Origin of the sequence: Streptomyces noursei (assembly GCF_001646665.1) — a bacterium.
In the GTDB taxonomy this organism is placed as follows: Bacteria; Actinomycetota; Actinomycetes; order Streptomycetales; family Streptomycetaceae; genus Streptomyces; species Streptomyces lavendulocolor.
The window spans coordinates 67,884-86,833 of the sequence record NZ_LWBU01000090.1 but is presented as its reverse complement, the minus strand read 5'-3'; the positions used below and the strand labels follow the sequence as shown (position 1 = coordinate 86,833).

Annotated in this window: 20 protein-coding genes; 5 read left to right on the top strand and 15 right to left on the bottom strand. The window is 72.6% G+C overall.

What is annotated here, in order from left to right; genetic code table 11:
* From A4V12_RS07780 to A4V12_RS07770, 4 genes are all read right to left on the bottom strand, one after another.
* A complete protein-coding gene (locus tag A4V12_RS07780; protein WP_064068493.1) occupies window positions 1-1,089 on the bottom strand; it encodes a PDZ domain-containing protein in 1,089 nt (362 codons plus the stop codon).
* Between the two features lie 75 nt (window positions 1,090-1,164).
* A complete protein-coding gene (locus A4V12_RS37960; RefSeq protein WP_199831236.1) occupies window positions 1,165-1,335 on the bottom strand; it encodes a hypothetical protein in 171 nt (56 codons plus the stop codon).
* A 242-nt stretch (window positions 1,336-1,577) separates the two neighbouring features.
* Window positions 1,578-2,039, bottom strand: coding sequence for a molybdenum cofactor biosynthesis protein MoaE (locus A4V12_RS07775; protein WP_064068595.1), 462 nt, complete (start codon window positions 2,037-2,039; stop codon window positions 1,578-1,580).
* A 104-nt stretch (window positions 2,040-2,143) separates the two neighbouring features.
* Window positions 2,144-3,253: an SDR family oxidoreductase gene (locus A4V12_RS07770; protein ID WP_064068492.1), complete on the bottom strand. Its 1,110-nt coding sequence runs from the start codon at window positions 3,251-3,253 to the stop codon at window positions 2,144-2,146.
* Window positions 3,254-3,443: 190 nt separating this feature from the next.
* Here A4V12_RS07770 and A4V12_RS07765 point away from each other — a divergent pair, with 190 nt between their 5' ends.
* Window positions 3,444-4,883: a zinc-dependent metalloprotease gene (locus A4V12_RS07765; RefSeq protein WP_064068491.1), complete on the top strand. Its 1,440-nt coding sequence runs from the start codon at window positions 3,444-3,446 to the stop codon at window positions 4,881-4,883.
* The gene (locus A4V12_RS07760) at window positions 4,880-5,401 is read left to right on the top strand and encodes an NUDIX hydrolase (protein WP_064068490.1); all 522 of its coding nucleotides are present in this window, start codon (window positions 4,880-4,882) and stop codon (window positions 5,399-5,401) included. Before A4V12_RS07765 ends, A4V12_RS07760 begins: the two co-directional genes overlap by 4 nt.
* A 68-nt stretch (window positions 5,402-5,469) precedes the next feature.
* On the opposite strand, the gene A4V12_RS07755 is transcribed toward A4V12_RS07760, so the two are convergent.
* The 4 genes from A4V12_RS07755 to A4V12_RS07740 form a co-directional block, all read right to left on the bottom strand.
* Window positions 5,470-6,225, bottom strand: coding sequence for an AIM24 family protein (locus A4V12_RS07755; protein ID WP_064068489.1), 756 nt, complete (start codon window positions 6,223-6,225; stop codon window positions 5,470-5,472).
* An 18-nt stretch (window positions 6,226-6,243) separates the two neighbouring features.
* A complete protein-coding gene (locus A4V12_RS07750; protein WP_064068488.1) occupies window positions 6,244-6,924 on the bottom strand; it encodes an AIM24 family protein in 681 nt (226 codons plus the stop codon).
* 13 nt (window positions 6,925-6,937) lie between these two features.
* Complete coding sequence (locus A4V12_RS07745) at window positions 6,938-8,641, bottom strand: TerD family protein (protein WP_064068487.1); 1,704 nt, start codon at window positions 8,639-8,641, stop codon at window positions 6,938-6,940.
* 109 nt (window positions 8,642-8,750) lie between these two features.
* On the bottom strand, window positions 8,751-9,326 hold the full coding sequence (locus A4V12_RS07740; RefSeq protein ID WP_064068486.1) for a M48 metallopeptidase family protein: 576 nt from the start codon (window positions 9,324-9,326) through the stop codon (window positions 8,751-8,753).
* A 226-nt stretch (window positions 9,327-9,552) separates the two neighbouring features.
* Here A4V12_RS07740 and A4V12_RS07735 point away from each other — a divergent pair, with 226 nt between their 5' ends.
* Together A4V12_RS07735 and A4V12_RS07730 are read left to right on the top strand one after the other, a co-directional pair.
* Complete coding sequence (locus tag A4V12_RS07735) at window positions 9,553-10,689, top strand: TOMM precursor leader peptide-binding protein (RefSeq protein WP_064068594.1); 1,137 nt, start codon at window positions 9,553-9,555, stop codon at window positions 10,687-10,689.
* Between the two features lie 64 nt (window positions 10,690-10,753).
* Window positions 10,754-12,127 (top strand): ABC1 kinase family protein, encoded by a 1,374-nt coding sequence (locus tag A4V12_RS07730; RefSeq protein ID WP_064068485.1) that lies wholly within the window; start codon window positions 10,754-10,756, stop codon window positions 12,125-12,127.
* Window positions 12,128-12,215: 88 nt separating this feature from the next.
* On the opposite strand, the gene A4V12_RS07725 is transcribed toward A4V12_RS07730, so the two are convergent.
* The 5 genes from A4V12_RS07725 to A4V12_RS07705 form a co-directional block, all read right to left on the bottom strand.
* Complete coding sequence (locus tag A4V12_RS07725; protein WP_199831235.1) at window positions 12,216-12,413, bottom strand: hypothetical protein; 198 nt, start codon at window positions 12,411-12,413, stop codon at window positions 12,216-12,218.
* Between the two features lie 105 nt (window positions 12,414-12,518).
* On the bottom strand, window positions 12,519-12,845 hold the full coding sequence (locus A4V12_RS07720) for a hypothetical protein (RefSeq protein ID WP_064068483.1): 327 nt from the start codon (window positions 12,843-12,845) through the stop codon (window positions 12,519-12,521).
* Entirely contained in the window at window positions 12,842-13,210 is a 369-nt protein-coding gene (locus A4V12_RS07715) for a WhiB family transcriptional regulator (protein ID WP_064068482.1), read from the bottom strand. Before A4V12_RS07715 ends, A4V12_RS07720 begins: the two co-directional genes overlap by 4 nt.
* Before the next feature lie 170 nt (window positions 13,211-13,380).
* A complete protein-coding gene (locus A4V12_RS07710) occupies window positions 13,381-13,713 on the bottom strand; it encodes a hypothetical protein (RefSeq protein WP_064068481.1) in 333 nt (110 codons plus the stop codon).
* Between the two features lie 170 nt (window positions 13,714-13,883).
* Complete coding sequence (locus tag A4V12_RS07705) at window positions 13,884-16,100, bottom strand: ATP-dependent DNA helicase UvrD2 (RefSeq protein ID WP_064068480.1); 2,217 nt, start codon at window positions 16,098-16,100, stop codon at window positions 13,884-13,886.
* A gap of 158 nt (window positions 16,101-16,258) precedes the next feature.
* Between A4V12_RS07705 and A4V12_RS07700 the strand changes: the two genes are divergently transcribed.
* Window positions 16,259-16,501, top strand: a complete 243-nt coding sequence (locus tag A4V12_RS07700) for a mycoredoxin (protein WP_064068479.1) — start codon at window positions 16,259-16,261, stop codon at window positions 16,499-16,501.
* A gap of 12 nt (window positions 16,502-16,513) precedes the next feature.
* Here the strand turns inward: A4V12_RS07700 and nudC are convergent, their stop codons facing one another.
* Together nudC and A4V12_RS07690 are read right to left on the bottom strand one after the other, a co-directional pair.
* Window positions 16,514-17,461: an NAD(+) diphosphatase gene (gene nudC, locus A4V12_RS07695; RefSeq protein WP_064068478.1), complete on the bottom strand. Its 948-nt coding sequence runs from the start codon at window positions 17,459-17,461 to the stop codon at window positions 16,514-16,516.
* A gap of 75 nt (window positions 17,462-17,536) precedes the next feature.
* The gene (locus A4V12_RS07690; protein WP_064068477.1) at window positions 17,537-18,943 is read right to left on the bottom strand and encodes a dipeptidase; all 1,407 of its coding nucleotides are present in this window, start codon (window positions 18,941-18,943) and stop codon (window positions 17,537-17,539) included.
* Window positions 18,944-18,950 lie beyond the last annotated feature (7 nt).

The window sequence follows — 18,950 nt, the reverse complement described above, 5'->3', positions numbered from 1 at the left end:
TCAGCCGGCCGAGCAGCTGGGGAAGCCCGTCGTGGCTCCCTCGCGGACCTTCTCCAGCGACGCCATGGCGTCCTTGATGGTGTTCACCTTGATCAGGGTGAGCCCCTCCGGTGTGTCGGAGGCGGCGGCCGCGCAGTTGTCCGCCGGCGTCAGGAAGTACCTGGCGCCCGCCTTGCGCGCGCCGACCAGTTTCATCTCGATGCCGCCGATCGGGCCGACCTTGCCGGCGTCGTCGATGGTCCCGGTGCCGGCGACGAACCTGCCGCCCGTGAGGTCGCCCGGGGTCAGCTTGTCGACGATCCCGAGGGAGAACATCAGGCCCGCGCTCGGGCCGCCCACATCGGCGAGCTTGATGTCGACGGTGAACGGGAAGGTGTGGTCCGTCCCGGCCTGGATGCCGACGATCGCCCGGTCGCCCTCGTCGGACGTCCTGGTGGTGATGGTGACCTGCTGGGTGGTGGTGGGCTCCCGGCCCGCCTTCTCCGCCGCCGCCGCGTCCTTCGCCGGGACGATGGTGAAGACCACCGGCTCCTTGGGCTTGTGCTTGGTGACGTACTTCGCGACGTCCTGCGGCTGCCGGACCGGAGCACCGTCCACGGCCTTGATCACGTCGCCGGCGTGCAGCGTGCCCTCGGCGGGGCTGTCCTTCTGCACGGAGGAGACGACCACCCGGGACGCCACGGGGATGCCCAGCTGCCCGAGCGCGGCGACCTTCGCGCTCTCCTGGGACTGGCTGAACTCCTCGGCGTTCTCCTGGGTCGACTGCTCCTCGGTCTTGCCGTTCGGGTAGAGCGTGTCGTGCGGCACCACCACGCTGTCGTGCGCGAGCCACCCGTAGACCGCCTCGACCAGGTTCATCCTGTAGTCCGCACCGGTGACCCTGACCGTCGTCATATTGAGGTTGCCGGACGTGGGGTAGGTCTTGTGGCCGGAGACCTGCAGCACCGGCTCGCCGTCGGCCTCGCCGAGGGTGTTGACCGTCGGTCCCGGGCTCATCTCCGCGTACGGCACCGGAAAGAACACACCAGCACAGAGCAGCGCAATGAGGACGAGGGTGGAGGCGAGCATCGTCGCAGTGCGGCGTGGCATGGAACGACAGTACGGGACGCGCGCACGCGTGCACCCCCGGGGCCGGTCCGTCCGGGGGGACGGGCGGCGGCGTGCTCAGACGGTTCCGCCGCCCGAGTGGGACTTCTCCATGACCTCGCGGAAGCGCGCGTACCCCGCGAGCTCGGCCACGTCACCGGTGGTGCGGTCGCGCGAGGCCCAGCTCCCCCATATCGCGGCACCTATGGCGGTGAACAGCGGAATCAGCAACCAGGCCAGGACTGCCATCGCGACCTCCCGTCCCCAATGAGCACAACGCACTGACTGATCAGCAGATTAACCATCCGCCGGTTCAACGCTCACGCCAGGGGTCGGGTTACGCAAATCGGACGCTTGACCACCGTCCGGATCGGGCCGGCCGCCACCGGACCCGTCCGGGGAGCCGTCCCGGGCCGGCTCCGGGGCCCGCGCTCAGCAGGCGCCGGCCCTCCCCCGGACTCCGTCCGGGGCCCCACACATGTGCCTGAGGCTCAGCAGGCCCCGACCCACTCCTCGGTGCCGTCCGAGAAGCGCTGGTGCTTCCAGATCGGCACCTCGTGCTTGAGGTCGTCGATCAGCTTGCGGCAGGCCGCGAAGGCCTCCGCGCGGTGGGGGCACGACACCGCGACCACGACGGCCAGGTCACCGACCGACAGGTCGCCGACCCGGTGGACGGCCGCCAGGGCGCGCACGGGGTGGTCCGCGACGACCTTCTCCGCGACGCGGCGCAGCTCCGCCTCGGCGGTGGGGTGGCTGGAGTACCCCAGCTCGTCCACGTCGGCGCCGCCGTCGTGGTTGCGCACGGTGCCCACGAAGAGGGCGGTCCCGCCGGCCGCGTCGTCGCCGACGGCACGGAAGACCTCGTCGAGGGAGAGCGGGGTGTCACGGATCGCCAGCAGCCGGATCGGATCCGCCGCCGCGCGCTCGCCGGGGTGGTCGTACGTGGGTGCCATGCAGCCCATCGTGCCGCACGGCACCGACATCGCGGAATAGCGGTTTCGACCTGCCCCGTCACGCGCGCGTTGGAGCCTCCTACAGGGCCGCGCCCCGGCGGGCGCTACAGCCCGCGGCGCTTGCGGGCCCGGCGTACCAGGGCGGCGGTGCCCAGCAGGGCGACCGTCGCGCCCGCGGCACCCGCCGCGGTGGCGTCCTTGCGCCCGAGGCGGCGGCCCGCGACCGTGTGACGGCCCTCGACCTCCTCCAGGAGCGCGGCGAGGACCTCCTCGTTGGTCCACTGCGGCCGCCAGCCCGCGTCGTGCAGCCGTCCGACGCTCACCACCCACGGGTGCATGGTGTACGCGAGGTCACCGGCCGGGGACGGGGTCAGCCCGATCCTGTGGAGCCGCGCGGCGGCACCGAGGGCCACGGCCGAGGGCAGCTCCATGCGGCGGATGCCGCTCAGCTCCTCGACCTCCTCCTGCTCCAGCCAGCCGTCGCAGCCGACCGCGAACTCGCCCTCCACCTTCTCCAGCGCCGCGTACTCCAGGGCGCTGACCAGGTCCTCGACGTGGCAGAACTGCCACGCCGGCCGCGATCCGGCGACCACCAGCAGCCGGGGCGACTCGAAGTAGCGGGTCAGCGCCGTGTCGGTGCCGCCCACCAGGACGGCGGGGCGCACGACCGTGACGTTGAGGCCGGGGTGCGCGCGGGGCGCCCGGCGGGCCAGGCGCTCGATCTCCAGCAGGTCTCCCACACCGGTGGCCTCGGCGGTGGCCCTCAGCTCGGCGTCCTCGGAGAGCGGGATGTCGTTGTCGGGCAGCGCCCCGTACACCATGGCCGAGGTGCACAGCACGACCCGGTGGACGCCCGCGGCCGCCGCGGCGGTCAGCACGGTCTGCGTCCCGCGCACGTTGTACGCCGTACGGGCGGCCGCGTCGGTCTCCAGGTCGAGGTCGAGCGCCAGGTGCACCACGACGTCGGCGCCGCGCAGCTTCTCGGCGATGGCCGGGTCGCGTACGTCGAGGATCTGCCACTGCGCCTCGGAGACCTCGCCCCGGCGCTCGTCGATGGCGATGACCTGCTTGACCTCCTCGGACGCGGCGAGGCGCCGGGTGAGCAGGTCACCGACGCCGGACGCGGCACCGGTGACCGCGACGACGGGGCCTCGGCCGGCGGACTGGGTTGAGTGGTTTCGCGCTGCGCGAACCTGCGGATCTGGGGAACTCACCGGGCGTCTCCAGCGGTTGTCTTCAGTACGTACGTGTATGACGCGTACGTACCAGGTGGCGTCCATCCTGCCCCAGGCCATGAGCCGGCGGAGCACCGAGCCCACATCCGGCTCGGATGTCTACGCTGGTGGTGTTGTCGGGCAGCCGCCGCCGGCAGGAAGCCGGCGGCCCTACGAGCCGAGGAACCCCGTGAGTGACACCCCATTCGGATTCGGCCTTCCGCCGGAGGAGCCGGAGGACGGCGACGAAGGCAAGAAGAAGGGACCTGCCGAAGGTGGCCAGGGTGCCGGTGGCAACCCCTTCGGGTTCGGCGGCATGCCGGGCGGCGGGGACAACCCGTTCGCCGCGATGTTCGGCTCGCTGAACCCCACGGACCTGGGAGCGGCCTTCCAGCAGCTCGGCCAGATGCTGAGCTACGAGGGCGGTCCCGTCAACTGGGACATGGCCAAGCAGATCGCCCGCCAGACGGTGTCCCAGGGCACGTCGGACGGCACCAAGGACGCCAGCGTCGGCCCCGCCGAGCGGGCGGCCGTCGAGGAGGCCGTGCGCCTGGCCGACCTCTGGCTGGACGGCGTGACGTCCCTGCCGTCGGGGGCGGGCACCGCGGTGGCGTGGAGCCGCGCCGAGTGGGTGGAGGCGACGCTGCCCGCCTGGCAGCAGCTGGTGGACCCGGTCGCCGAGCAGGTCGGCGCCGCGATGGGGAACGTCCTGCCCGAGGAGATGCAGGCCATGGCCGGCCCGCTGATCGGCATGATGCGCTCCATGGGCGGCGCCATGTTCGGTCAGCAGATCGGCCAGGCCGTGGGTGTCCTGGCCGGTGAGGTGGTCGGTTCCACCGATGTCGGGCTGCCCCTGGGGCCGGCCGGCAAGGCCGCGCTGCTGCCGCTGAACGTGACGGCGTTCGGCAAGGACCTGGGGGTGCCGCAGGACGAGGTGCGGCTGTACCTGGCCCTGCGTGAGGCCGCCCACCAGCGGCTCTTCGCCCACGTGCCGTGGCTGCGCTCGCACCTGTTCGGCGCGGTCGAGGGGTACGCCCGCGGGATCAAGGTCGACACGGGCAAGCTGGAGGACGCGGTCGGCGGGCTCGACCCGTCCAACCCGGAGCAGCTGCAGGAAGCCCTCCAGCAGGGCATGTTCCAGCCGGAGGACACCCCGGAGCAGAAGGCCGCCCTGGCACGTCTGGAGACCGCTCTTGCGCTGGTCGAGGGCTGGGTGGACGCGGTCGTGCACGAGGCCGCCAAGAGCCGGCTGACGTCGGCCGGCGCGCTGCGCGAGACGCTGCGCCGCCGCCGCGCGTCGGGCGGCCCCGCCGAGCAGACGTTCGCCACGCTGATCGGCCTCGAGCTGCGGCCCCGCCGGCTGCGGGACGCCTCGCGCCTGTGGGCGTCGCTCACGGACGCGCGCGGGGTCGACGGCCGTGACGGGCTGTGGGCGCACCCGGACATGCTGCCGACGGCGTCCGACCTGGACGACCCGGACGGTTTCGTCCACCGCGAGCACCTGGACTTCTCGGAGCTCGACAAGATGCTCGGCGAGGCAGCCGGGCGGGACGGGGGCGGCCGGGACGGGCAGGACCGCGGCAAGGACGAGGGCGGGCAGGACAAGGGCGAGGGCGAGTCCGGCACGTGAGCCTGCACGACGACGCCGTCCTCGTACTGAAGGAGTACGAGGACCAGCCGGAGCTGCGCCAGGTCTATCTGGACCATCTCGCGGCCCATCCGGACGGCATGTGGAAGGCGTGCGGGGCCGGGCACCTGACGGCCAGCGCCCTGGTGGTGGACCCGGAGCGCGGCAGGGTCCTGCTGACCCTGCACAAGAAGCTGGGCATGTGGCTGCAGATGGGCGGCCACTGCGAGCCCGGTGACGGGACGCTCGCCGCGGCGGCGCTGCGGGAGGCGACGGAGGAGTCCGGCATCCCGGGCCTGACGCTGCTTCCGGGCGGTCCGGCCCGGCTGGACCGGCACCCGATCCCGGCGCCCTGCCACTGGCACCTCGACGTGCAGTACGTGGCGATCGCTCCCCCGGACGCCGTGGCGGCGATCAGCGAGGAGTCGCTCGACCTGCGCTGGTTCGGTTACGACGAGGTGGCGGCGGTGGCCGACGCGTCGGTCGTCCGGCTGGTCGGGGCGGCCCGCGCGGCGCTCTAGGACGGCGGCGGGGAGACGGGTAAGGGGCGGCCACCCATGGTGACCGCCCCTTACCCGTGTGCCGTCCGTCAGTTCCAGGCGTTGTTCTGGTTCTGGGCGCGGGCGCCGTGCTGGCCGACGCCGAACTGGGCGCCGACCCCCTGCCCGATGTCGGCGTTCTGCGGCGGCATGACCTCGCTGGGCTGGACGAGCGCGAAGCCCTGCCCCAGGAAGCTCAGCTCCCAGCCCTCCCCGGTGCTGCCCCGGCGGCGGCGCACGTTGGACGAGTGGGTCTGCGCCTGCATCTGGACGCGCAGCGACGACGACCAGGCGACGATCGCGTCGGCGTCGGCGTTGACGTACTTCTCCGGCGTGACCTCCATCATCAGCGGCTGCCCGGAGGTCATCAGCGCGACCTTGCCCCGGCCGGAGATGTTCAGCTGGTACTTGCCGGACCCCGAGATGCCGTACTGGCTGTCCACGGCGATCACCTCGGTGTGCAGCGCGGAGTCCAGCGCCAGCACGTAGGAGCTGTCCACGGTCATGCCCTCGTGGTCGACGTCCACGACGTGGATGTACTGGGCCAGGTTGGCGAAGTAGACCGTGCCCTGCCCCGAGCAGCGCATCAGGTCCAGGCCTTCACCGGTGTTGGCGCGGGCGCGCCTCTGGTTGTTGTTCTGGTACTCGCCGTCGAAGTCGATCAGCCCCTGGTACGCGACCATGGCGCCCTTGCGGGCGAGGACGTCGTCGTGGCCGGTGAGGGCGACCCGCAGGAGCTGCGGGTTCTGCACGACGTACCGCTCCTGGCTCTGCTGTTCGGTGTTGCTGAAAAGCGGGCTCTGCATGGTTGTTCTCGCTCCCCCTCAGCCCCGGATCCGCAGGCGGTCGGTGCTGTCCTCGCTCGGCTGTACGACGACGATGCCCTGCCCCGAGAAGGCCATCTGGTACGCCTCTCCGCTGCCCCGCCCGATGAGGGAGGAGGCCTTGAAGCTGCGCTTGCCCTTGACCTTGAGCGTCGGGGACCACGCCACGAGGGCGTCGGGGTCGACGTACGTCTCGTCCTCGCCGCGGCCGCAGTCGACGACGATCGGGGTGCCGCGGGAGGTCAGGGCGACCCAGCCGGTACCGGCGAACTGGACGTTCCACAGGCCCTGTCCGGCGAACTTCGCCATGCCCTTGACCCTCTCGGCGCCCCACTGGAGGTGGGCGTCGAAGGCCAGCACATTGGTGCCGTTGACGGAGAGCGCGTCGTTGTCGAGGTTGATGACGACGACGTCGGCGCCGTAGTCGGCGAGGTAGAGCAGGCCGTCGCCGGAGCACTTCATGACCGGCGCGCCCTCGCCGGTGACCCACTGAGAGGCGATCTGGCGGACGGCGGGCGGGTTCGGCTCGTACTGCACGAAGCCCTCGTAGGCGACGACGGAGCCGGTACGGGCGAAGAGGTCCTGGCCGGAGGCCATGGCGACCTTGAGCATGTGCCGGCCGTGGTTCTCCATCCGGGCCGCCACGGGGGTCGGGGCGTAGCCCGCGAGTTGCTGGTTCATGTTCGGGCTCCCTCTAGACCTCGTAGGGCTGGACGACGATGAAGTTGCCGGGGGCGCCCCGGAACTGGAGGTTGACGGTCTCCCCGCTGTGTCCCGGATAGGCGTTCCGGCGCAGCCGGACCTGGCTGGAGAGGATCACCTGGGAGGCGGCCGACCAGGCGACCACCGCGTTGCAGTCCGCGAAGGTGGTCGGGGTGACGGGCAGGACGACGGGGACGCCGTGGGTCTTCACCACGACCGTGCCGGTGCCCTGGAACTGCATGGTGAACAGCGCCCCGCCGGGGATGCCGTGGCCCTCGATGCGGCGGACCTCGTACTGCAGCGACTCGTCGAAGGCGAGGACGTTCTCGGCGGAGACGCAGATGCCGTCGCCCTGGAGCTCGATGGGGTGCAGGTGTGCGCCGTTCTCGGCGAGGAACACCTGGCCGCGTCCGGTGCAGCGCATGAGCTGCATCTCCTGGCCCGTGGCGTTGCCGACCATGCGGCCGGAGAAACCGGCCCCCTTGTAGCCGAAGTCGACCTTGCCCTGGTACATGACCATGCTGCCCTGGCGCGCCAGGACGGGGGTGCCGCCCATGGCCAGGTCGACCCGCATGAGCTGCTGGTTCTGCGGAGTCCAGCGCTGTCCGGTGGCGGTCTCGCGGTACTTCTGGAGTGCCGCCTCCAGTCCGGCACCGCCCTGGGGCACGCCCTGCGGAACGCCCTGGGGCATGCCGGGGGGCATCCCACCGGGCGGCATGCCCATGGGCGGCTGCTGTCCGTACGGCTGCTGCGGGTACTGCTGCTGGCCGTAAGGGGCGGGCGCGGGCTGGCCGTACGGCGCCGGGGCACCGTGCGGCGGGGTCTGGCCGGGGACCTGACCGTACTGCGGCTGCTGGGGCGGGACCGGCTGCTGGGGCGGCTGGCCGTACGGGGCGGCCGGGGCGCCGTGCGGCGGGGTCGGCGCGGCGGGGGCGATCGGCGCGGCCAGCGTCGGCGCGGTGTGCACCGGCTGGGCGGGCGCGGGCGGCGCCGGGGCGGGCACGGGTGCGGGTGCCGGCGCGGGTGCCGCGGGGGCGCCGAACGACGGTGCGGGCTGCGGCGCCTGCGGCGCGGCGGGCGCGCCGGGGGCGGCGGGGGCGGCGAAGGGCGGCGGTGCGAAGGACGGCGCCGCGGCCTGTGCCGGCTGCTGCGGGGCGGCGGGCTCCTCCTCGGCGACCTCGCCGCCGAAGTTCTTCAGCAGCGCCTCCAGCCCGCCGTCGAAGCCCTGGCCGACGGCGGCGAACCGCCAGACGTCCTTGAGGTAGAAGTCCCCGAGCATCACGGCGCGCTCGGTGCTGAACTCCGAACCGTCGAACGCGTACCGGGCGACCTCCTCGCCACCGGCGACGATGCGCAGGTAACCGGGGCCCACCTGGGACATCTGCCCGGCGCCGTCGATCGTGGCGGTGAAGGACAGCTTGTGGATGTGCGGCGGGACGCGGTCGAGCGTGACGCGGAAGGACTCGGTGTCACCGGCCTGCGCGCCGAGCAGCTGGACGGACTCCTCGGGCGACTTCGGCTGGTTGAAGAAGATGAAATACCGGTCGTCCGAGAGCTGCTCATTGGCGTCCAGGCCGAAGCAGCTGATGTCGAAGGTCAGACCTGGAGCGCCGATCTGCACACCCACGTACAGATCGGTTCCGGGTGTGAGATCGCTGATCTTGGCCTTGTGGCCCCGTTGGAATTCCCTGGCCATGCGTAACGACCGTCCCCCATCCCGAATTTTCGAATGCGTCGCGCCAGGCTAACGGCTGGCGACGACATTGAGCCAAGTCGGGACTGTTTCGGTACAGGATCGACGAATGTCACTCTCCGCGACCGGCCGGAAGGTGCGGCAGCCGGGCCGCCGCGACGACGCCCTCCAGGTAGCCGCGGGCCCGCTCGGTGCGGGGGTAGGCCTCCAGCAGCCGCCAGAACCGGGGCCCGTGCCCGGGGACGAGGAGATGGGCCAGCTCGTGGACGAGGACGTAGTCCACGACGTACTCCGGCATGCCCTGCAGCCGGTGCGACAGGCGGATGCTGCCCTCTGCCGGGGTGCAGGAGCCCCAGCGGGTGTTCTGATTGGTCACCCACCGCACGGACGTGGGCCGCGCCCTGCCGCCGAAGTACTGGTCGGACAGGCGCTCCGCCCGCTCGGCCAGCTCCGTGTCACCGAGGGTGCGCCTGCTCTCCTGGGCGGCGAGCTTGTCGAGCATCACGCCCACCCAGCGCCGCTCCTCCGCCTCGGACATGCGGGCAGGGATGAGCACGACCGTCAGGTCGCCCTCCCGGTAGGCGGAGACGGTCCGGTTGCGCCGGGAGCTCCTGCGGACCTCGACCGCACGCGTCCCCGCGCCGTGGGACGGTTCGCTCGCGGATGTGGGCTGGGGGTCGGCGGGCACGCCCCGACGTTACCCGCTGTCAGCACGGGAAGTCCCGCCTCCCGAGCGGTTGACGCGTGATCCCTCCACAGCCTGCACCATTTGAACGACTAATACCCCGTACCTGTGGACAACTTTCCGCGGCGGTCGCCGGTGCCGGGCATTCTGACGCCGGGAGATCGACGAGTTCGCCGGCTTCACCGGAGATCGCCGGCGGCCGTCGAGGATGAGGATCACGGGGGCGGATATGCATCCGATGCTGAAGCCGGCGCTGCGGCGGGCCTGGCGGAATCTGCAGTTCGTGCAGTTCGGGGCGGCGCCCGCGCACGCGGTGGTGGTCGGGCCGGTGGACACGACGACGGGCAGTCTCCTCACCCTGTTCGACGGGACGCGGGGGCTGGAGCTGTTGCGGGAGGAGGCGCGGGCGCTGGGTCTGCCCGACGGACGGCTGGAGGCCCTGCTGGACCGGCTGGCGGAGGCGGGCCTGCTGGAGGATCCGGTGGCCGGCGCCCCGGCCACCGACGCGCTGCGCGGGGAGAGCGGGGCGCTCGACCGGCTCCGGGCCGACCTGGGGTCGCTGTCCGTCGTCCACCGCGAACCGGGCGGCGCGGCGCGGCGGTTGGCGGCGCGGCGGGGGATGCGGGTGCAGGTGCGGGGCGCCGGGCGGGTGGGGGCGGCGGTGGCCGCCCTGCTGTCGGCCTCGGGTGTGGGCCGGGTGGAGGTGCGGGACGGCGACCGCGTCGAGCCGTGGGACGTGGCGCCCGGCGGGCTGCCGGCGGAGGCGGTCGGTGAGCGGCGTGACGCGGCGGCGCGGAGGCTGGTGGGGCGGTCGGCCCCGGGCGGCCGGGCGGTCCGGGACGGCAGGGCCGCGGGATCGGAGCCCGGGCTGTCCCTGGTGGTGGTCGCTCCGCGGGACGGTCTGGCGGCGTACGCCCCGGACCCGGTGACCGCCGACGACTGGGTGGCCACCGGCACACCCCATCTGTACGCCGGGGTGATCGAGGCGACGGGTGTGGTGGGTCCTCTGGTGCTGCCGGGCGGCACGGCGTGCGCGGGGTGTGTGGAGCGGGAGCGGTCCGACCGGGATCCGGCGTGGCCCCGGATGCTGGCGCAGTGGCGTTCGGGGCGGCGTAGCAGGGTGCCAGCGTGCGACCAGGGGCTCGCGGCGGCGGTCGCGGGGCTCGCGGCGGCTCATGCGGTGGCGTTCCTGGACGGAGAGCTTCCCGCGAGCACCGGCGCCCGGTGGGAGGTGTCGCTGCCGTTGCTGGAGTGGCGCTCGGAGCGGTTGTCGCCCCATGCCGGCTGCCCCTGCGGGGCGGGCCGGAGGCCGGAGGGGATGCGCGCCTCGGGCCCCGCGAGCGGGCAGGACACAATGGCGGGGTAACCGCGGCCGGCGAAGCGACGCCTACGGCAAACGCGGCACGGCAGTTCCGGATTTGGAGGGGCGCATGTCTGATCTACCCCGGAAGGCGGTAACCCGTACCGTCAAGTTGGCCGCGTTGCCCCTGGGCTTCGCGGGCCGGGCCACGTGGGGGCTGGGCAAGCGGATCGGGGGGAAGTCCGCGGAGCTCGTCGCTCGCGAGCTCCAGCAGCGCACGGCGGACCAGCTGTTCCGCGTGCTGGGGGAGCTGAAGGGGGGTGCGATGAAGCTCGGGCAGGCACTGTCCGTCTTCGAGGCGGCGCTGCCCGAGGAGATGGCGGGCCCCTACCGGGCGGCGCTGACCAAGCTCCAGGAGGCCGCACCGCCCATGCCGACGCGTACGGTGCACGCGGTGCTCCAGGAGCGGCTGGGCGAGGAATGGCGGGAGCTGTTCCTGGAGTTCGAGGACAAGCCGTCGGCTGCCGCGTCGATCGGCCAGGTCCACCGGGCCGTGTGGCACGACGGGCGCCGGGTGGCGGTGAAGGTGCAGTACCCGGGAGCGGGCGAGGCCCTGCTGTCGGACCTGACACAGCTGAGCCGGGTGGCCCGGATGCTGGGGCCGCTGGTGCCGGGCATGGACATCAAACCGCTGATCGCGGAGATGCGGGACCGGGTGGCCGAGGAGCTGGACTACGGCCTGGAGGCGGAGGCCCAGCGGGAGCACGCCGCCGTGTTCGCGGACGATCCGGACGTGGTGGTGCCGGACGTGGTGCACCAGTCCGACCAGGTGCTGGTGACCGAGTGGATCGACGGGACGCCGCTGTCGGAGATCATCGCGACGGGTAGCGCGGAGGAGCGGGACCGGGCGGGGCAGTTGCTCGCGAGGTTCCTCTTCTCCGGGCCGGCGCGGACGGGCCTGCTCCACGCGGATCCGCACCCGGGCAACTTCCGTCTGCTGCCGGGCGGGGACGAGGCGGACGTGGCGGGCCGGCGGCTCGGGGTGCTGGACTTCGGCACCGTCGACCGGCTGCCGGGCGGTCTGCCGGAGACCATCGGAGCCTCCCTGCGCATGGCCCTGGAGGGCGATTCGGAGGCGGTGTACGAACTGCTCCGGAAGGAGGGGTTCGTCAAGGAGACCATCGAGCTGGACCCGGACGCGGTGCTGGAGTACCTGCTGCCGATCATCGAGCCGGCGGAGGTGGACGAGTTCACCTTCACCCGTGACTGGATACGCGGCCAGGCCACCCGGCTCGCCGATCTGCGTTCTCCCGCACACCAGTTGGGCAAGCAGCTCAATCTGCCGCCGTCGTACCTGCTGATCCACCGGGTGACGCTGAGCACCATCGGGGTGCTGTGCCAGCTGAACGCGACGGTGAGGCTGCGCGACGAACTGGAGTCGTGGCTGCCCGGGTTCCTGCCGGAGGACGACGCCGATCCGGCACCGGTGGAGGCGCACGTCTGACCGTGCCCCGGGTCACGGCCGGTCCGTGCGAGTGGACCGGTGCGGGGCCCGTGCGGCCGGCCGCACGGGTCCGCCGGCCGCGCCGGGGTCACCACCAGGAGGAGTCGAGCCTGCTCTCGATGGCTCTGAGGTGGGCCCGGGCGCAGTCGTCGCAGAAGTAGAGGCGGCCGCCGTTCTCCACGGAACAGGTCCACGTCACCGGGAGGCTGTCGGCGGTCGCGCCGCAGCGGGAGCACACCACGTTCGGCGCTCCCGGCTGCGCGGGGGGAGGAGTCCGCTCGTTCACCACGAGACGATAACCCCGCCGGGCGGCCGGGGCCGCGCGCCACGCACCGCGGGGACCGGCCCGTCAGGACCGGTCCCCGCAAGGTGATTCAGTGCCGGGTCGGCACTAGTTCATGACGGCCATGGCCAGCGCGCGCCGGGCGCGCAGGGACACGCGCTCGGCACGGCGCTGCATGCGCCGCGCGGCGACCAGGCGCAGGGCCTGGCGTTCCGCGTCGGCTTCCTGCATGCGCTGATGCATATGGGCGCGTGCCAGGGCTTCTTGGATGAGTTGCATCTCACGGTTCCTGTTCTGGCGCGGAACGGTCGCGCCGGGGGTGCTGAAGGCTGGGGTCGCGGAGCCGGACGGCTCGCTGGTGGAAGAGGTCATCGGGGCCTGCTTCTGGGGATCGTGCGTGAGGGGGCGGTCGATGGTTCCGGCGCGGACGTTCATGCCGTGACCGGGTTCTTGCGCGGGCGGCCACGGGGCCGCTTGCGGGCGACGACCACGCCCTGGACGAAGAGCTCACCACCCCAGACGCCCCACGGCTCGCGCCGCTCCTTGGCGCCCGCGAGGCAGGCCTCCACGAGCGGGCACGTACGGCAGAGGGACTTGGCGTACTCGACGTCGGCCGGCGACTCGGCGAAGAAGACCTCCGGGTCGTAGGAGCGGCACGGGACGGGTACGCCGAGGTTCTCGATGGCGTCGTCGAGCGCGGTGAGCGCGGTGAGGGGGGTCAAGGCGGAGTCCTCCGTGAGACCGGGCGGGGGGAGCGTTTCGGAAGGCGGTACGGACGGGGCGTGCGCTTCGAGTTGCACGGTTTCGTTTTCCTCGTCTGGTCGGTCCGGCCTGTTGGCCGGTGGGCTGGTACCGGGTACTGCGTCGTCCCGAGGCCCCTTCGCTCCGCTTCGCCCGTTCGGGCAAAACAGAAGGGCCGCGGATCCCGGGTGGGGTTCCGCGGCCCTGAAGGCGCCGGCCTGATCTCGGATCAGGCTGGATCACTCCAGGGTTCGAGCCCACGGAAGGCCCACATCGTGTGGTGCTGCTGCTTCTGCGTCTTGGTTTCGGCACCGGTCGCCGCAAAGGCATAGGCCTGGGCCTTGCCTGCTGCTACTCCTGCTTCCAGTGCCTCGGTCGGTCGCTCGGCGCGCTCCCGGACGGGGAGAGCGGCCAGGAGGGTGGCCGGACGCACGGCTGCGAAGCCGGGCAGACCGGTGCCCACGAGGGCCGAACGGGAGAGGCCGAGCGAGCAGGCGGAGACGACGACGCGATCGGTCATTTTGGCGGTGGTGCTGACGGAGCTGCTGTTGATGCTGATCACTTCAATCGCCTCCTCTCGGCGTCTCGGGGGGGATCGGTCGGAACCGGTCCCGCGCGTATTCGGATAAGTACAGCACGAAGACGGGGCTTCGGAGAAGCCGCCGTTTCCGTGGTTAAGAACCTATGGGGCTTGACGGGGCGGGCGCAAACTATTTTTTCGACGAGTTGGAATCAGTCCTCCGCGGCACCGTCGCCGGGCTCCTGGCCTGCGCAGATGGCCAGAACATCGGCGCCGAAGCGGCCGAGCTTGCGGACGCCGACCCCGGAGATGCGGGCCAGTTCGCCGTCGGTGGCGGGCACGGTCTCGGCGATCGCCATCAGGGTCTTGTCGGTGAAGACGCAGTACGGGGGCTGGCCGAGCTGCCGGGCCTGCTCCGAGCGCCAGTCCCGGAGCCGTTCGTACAGGGCCTCGTCCATGTCGGACGGGCAGTCCTCGCAGCGCATCAGCTTCATCTCGCCGGCGTCGGTGAGCGTCGCGCCGCACACCCGGCACCGCACGGGCCCTCGTCGCCCCCGCCGGGCCGCCGCCGGAGCGCCCGCTCCGCCCCGCTCGATCCCGGCGCCCCCGCCCCTGGTGCGGGCCCCCGGCGCGGCGGAGCCGGGGCGCAGCCCGGTCAGGAACCGCGTCGGCCGGCGCGAGGCGCGGCCGCCCGGGGAGCGGGCGAGCGCCCAGGACAGCGAGAGGTGCAGCCGGGCGCGGGTGACGCCCACGTACAGCAGGCGGCGCTCCTCCTCGACCTGCTCGTCGGTCTTGGCGTAGGTGATCGGCATCATGCCCTCGGTGAGGCCGACGAGGAACACGGCGTCCCACTCCAGGCCCTTCGCCGAGTGCAGCGAGGCGAGGGTCACGCCCTGCACCGTGGGGGCGTGCTGGGCGGCGGCCCGCTCGTCGAGCTCCGCGACCAGGTCGCCGAGGGTCGCCCCGGGGCGGGCGCGGGCGAAGTCCTCGGCGAGGCGGACCAGCGCCGCCAGGGACTCCCAGCGGTCGCGGACCGCGCCGGAGCCGGCCGGCGGCTCGGTGGTCCAGCCCTTGGTGGACAGCACGGCCCGCACCTGCGAGGGCAGGTCCTCGGCGTCGTCCAGCAAGGAGTCGTTGCCCCCGGCCCGGGCGGCGCCGCGCAGGGCGACGCCCGCCTCCCGGACCTCGGCACGCTCGAAGAACCGCTCGGCGCCGCGCAGCTGGTAGGGCACGCCCGCGTCGGCGAGGGCCTGCTCGTAGACCTCCGACTGGGCGTTGATCCGATACAGCACGGCGATCTCGCCGGCCGGGACGCCCGCGGCGATCAGGTCGCGGATGCGGCGGGCGGTGCCCTCGGCCTCGGCGGGTTCGTCGGCGTACTCGGCGTAGACGGGGTCGGGGCCGGGGTCCCGCTGCGAGACCAGTTCCAGGCGGTGCTCGGCGGCGCGGCCGCGGGCCTGGGCGAGGAGCCCGTTGGCCAGGTGGACGACCTGGGGGCTGGAGCGGTAGTCGCGGACCAGCTTGACCACGGTGGCGCCCGGGTGCCGGGTGCGGAAGTTCAGCAGGTGGTCGGGGGTGGCGCCGGTGAAGGAGTAGATCGTCTGGCTGGCGTCGCCCACGACGCACAGGTTGTCGCGGTCGCCGAGCCACAGGTCGAGCAGGCGCTGCTGGAGCGGGGAGACGTCCTGGTACTCGTCCACCACGAAGTGCTGGTACTGCCCGCGGATCCGCTCCGCGATGTCGTGCCGGTCCTGGAGGATGCCGACGGTCAGCAGCAGGACGTCCTCGAAGTCGATCGACGAGCGGTCCCGCTTCAGCTGCTCGTACATGGCATAGATCTGGCCAATTTCGGCGGGGTCGCGCGGGGCGTCCCGCTGGGCCTTGGCGACGGCCGCCGGATAGTCGGCGGGGACGGTCTGGGTGACCTTGGCCCATTCGATCTCGCCCGTGACGTCGCGCAGCTCGTTGCGGTCGAGCCGGACGCGGCACCGGGCGCCCGCCTCCGCGACGAGCTGGACCTTGCGCTCCAGCAGCCGGGGCAGCTCACCACCGACTGCTTTCGGCCAGAAGTACTGGAGCTGGCGGAGGGCCGCCGAGTGGAAGGTGCGGGCCTGGACACCGCCCGCGCCCAGCTGCCGCAGCCGGCCGCGCATCTCTCCGGCGGCGCGGTTGGTGAAGGTGACGGCCAGCACACTGCTGGGCTGGAGTATGCCCGCGCGGACGCCATAGGCGATCCGGTGGGTGATCGCGCGCGTCTTGCCCGTGCCGGCGCCCGCCAGCACGCACACCGGACCGTGCAGGGTGGTCGCCACCTCGCGCTGCTCGGGGTCCAGCCCGTCGAGCACCGCGTCGGCGTCCCGGGGCGGGGCCGTGAACTGGCTCGAGCCCGGTACCTGCGGGAAGAGAGTGGAGTGCGTTGCTGCTGTCACCCTGCCATGCTGCCAGGTCGGCCGAGGCGGACGGGACGGTTGTCCACAGGGCCGGCCTCCGGTCGTACCGGTCCCGGGAATGGTGGAGCGCCGGTGGACGTTCTGCTTCCTGGTGCCCCGAGGCACCCCACCCCCAGCGACACCGAGGAGCGCAGACGATGCAGGGCAGCCTGACGATGTACAGCACGACGTGGTGCGGTTACTGCCGCCGGCTGAAGAGCCAGATGGACCGTGAGGGCATCGCGTACACCGAGGTCAACATCGAGCAGGACCCGGAGTCGGCCGCGTTCGTGGAGAAGGCCAACGGGGGCAACCAGACCGTCCCGACCGTGCTCTTCGCCGACGGGACGACGCTGACGAACCCCTCGCTGGCCCAGGTCAAGCAGAAGATCGGCGCCTGAGCGCGGTCGGTCCTACGCCACGTTCCCGGGCTTCGGCAGCGGCTTGCCGTACCAGAGCTCGATGAGACGGGCCGCGATCGAGATTCCGTAGGGGGGAAGGACCTCGCCGGACTCGAACGCGGCCCGCAGCTCTTCCCGGGAGAACCAGCGGGCCTCCTCGATCTCGTCCCCGTCGACGTCGATCTCGGACGACGTGGCCCGCGCCATGAAGCCCAGCATCAGGCTGGAGGGGAACGGCCACGGCTGGCTGGCGACGTACTCCACCTCGCCGACCGTCACCCCGGCCTCCTCGAAGACCTCCCGGGCCACCGACTGCTCGATCGACTCGCCCGGCTCCACGAAGCCCGCCAGCGTCGAGAAGCGGCCCTCCGGCCAGTGGACCTGCCGGCCCAGCAGCGCGCGGTCCTCCTCGTCCGTCACCAGCATGATCACCGCCGGGTCCGTGCGCGGGTAGTGCTCGGCGCCGCAGGCCGGGCAGCGGCGGATGTGGCCGGCCGCCGCGATCACCGTGCGCTCGCCGCAGCGCGAGCAGAAGCGGTGCAGCCGCTGCCAGTTCTCCAGCGCCACCGCGTGGACCAGGAGCCCGGCGTCGCGCGGGGACAGCAGCAGACCGGCCTCCCGCAGACCGGCCGGCCGCGCGGACTGGTCCATGCGGCCGGGCAGGGAGTCCTTCTGGAGCGCGAAGTACCGGACACCCTCCTCGTCGGTGCCCAGGAAGTACCGGTGGGTCTCGGTGACCGGCGCCTCGAAGGCCGGGGTCATCACCAGTTCGGTGCGGCCGTCGGGGGTGTCGTCGATCAGGGCCTGGCCACCGGACACCACGAAGACCCGGGTGGTCGGGTGGCTCCACGCCGCGGCCAGCCACGCCTCGTCGAGACGGTGGTGGGCCGCGCGGTCGATGCCGCTCGGGGCGGTGAGGCCGATGGGCCGGTGCCCGGCCCCGTTACTGATGGTGCTCACTGTGCTTCCAACTCCCCCGGTGGATGGGTTCTCCTGGGTGTCCGTTCAGCTGGGTGCCGTCCGGCGCCGGCCCGCTCAGCGCAGGGCCCCGGACAGGTCGCCCCACAGGTGGGCGGTCGTCTCCACGCCCTTGAGCAGCAGATCCAGTTCCACCTTCTCGTTCGGCGCGTGCCAGCCGTCGGACGGCACGGAGATCCCCAGGAACAGCACCGGCGCGCCCAGTACGTCCTGGAGGTCGGCGGCCGGGCCGGAGCCGCCCTCACGGGTGAAGCGGACCTTCGCGCCGTCGAACGCCCGGCTCATCGACCGTACGACCGACCGGAGGGCGGGGTGGTCGAGCGGCGTCAGGCAGGGGCGCGTCGGCGCACCGAAAGTGATCTTGTGGCGGATGCCGGCCGGGACGCGGGCGGCCACCCAGTCGCGCACGGCCGCCTCGATCCTGTGCGGGTCCTGGCCCGCCACCAGCCGGAACGACAGCTTGACCTGCGCGGAGGACGGGATGATCGTCTTGCCGCCGGGGCCCTGGTAGCCGCCTCCGATGCCGTTGACCTCGGCGGTCGGGCGGGCCCAGACCCGCTCCAGGGTCGAGTAGCCGGCCTCGCCGAGCGTCCCGTACGACGTGGCGGTCGCCAGCCAGGAGTCCTCGTCGAACGGCAGCTCCGCGATCAGCGCCCGTTCGGCGTCGGTGAGCTCCGCGACGCCGTCGTAGAAGCCGGGGACCGTGACGCGCTCGTGCTCGTCGTGGAGCGCGGCGACCACCCGGGCGGCGACCGTGGCCGGGTTCGGCACGGCACCACCGAAGGAACCGGAGTGGATGTCCTGGTCCGGGCCGTACAGCTCGATCTCACAGTCCGCCACGCCCCGCATGCCGGTGCACACGGTGGGCGTGGTCTCCGACCACATGCCCGTGTCCGAGACGACCACGGCATCGGCGGCGAGCCGGTCGCGGTTCCGCTCCACGAGCGCCCGGAAGTGCGGGGAGCCGGACTCCTCCTCGCCCTCCACCAGCAGCTTGAGGTTGACGGCGGGCGCCGTACGGCCGGTCAGCGCCAGGTGGGCGCGCACCCCCAGGGTGTGGAAGAACACCTGGCCCTTGTCGTCGGCGGCACCGCGCGCGTGGAGCCGGTTCCCGCGGATCACCGGCTCGAACGGGTCGGTGTCCCAGCCGTCCTCACGGGCGGCGGGCTGGACGTCGTGGTGGCCGTAGACCAGGACGGTGGGGGCGCCCTCGTCGCCGGAGGGCCACTCGGCGTAGACCGCCGGGGCGCCGTCCGTCTCCCACACCTCGGCGACCGGGAAGCCGGTCTCGCCGAGCTTGTCCGCCAGCCACCGCGCACTGCGCCGTACGTCCGGGGCGTGCGCGGGCTGCGCCGACACGGACGGGATGCGCAGCCACTCGACGAGGTCGTCGAGGAAGGCGGCGCGGTGCTGCTCTATGTATCCGCGTACGGTCTGGACGGCGCTGTCCGGGGTGTCGCTCATGCCCCCG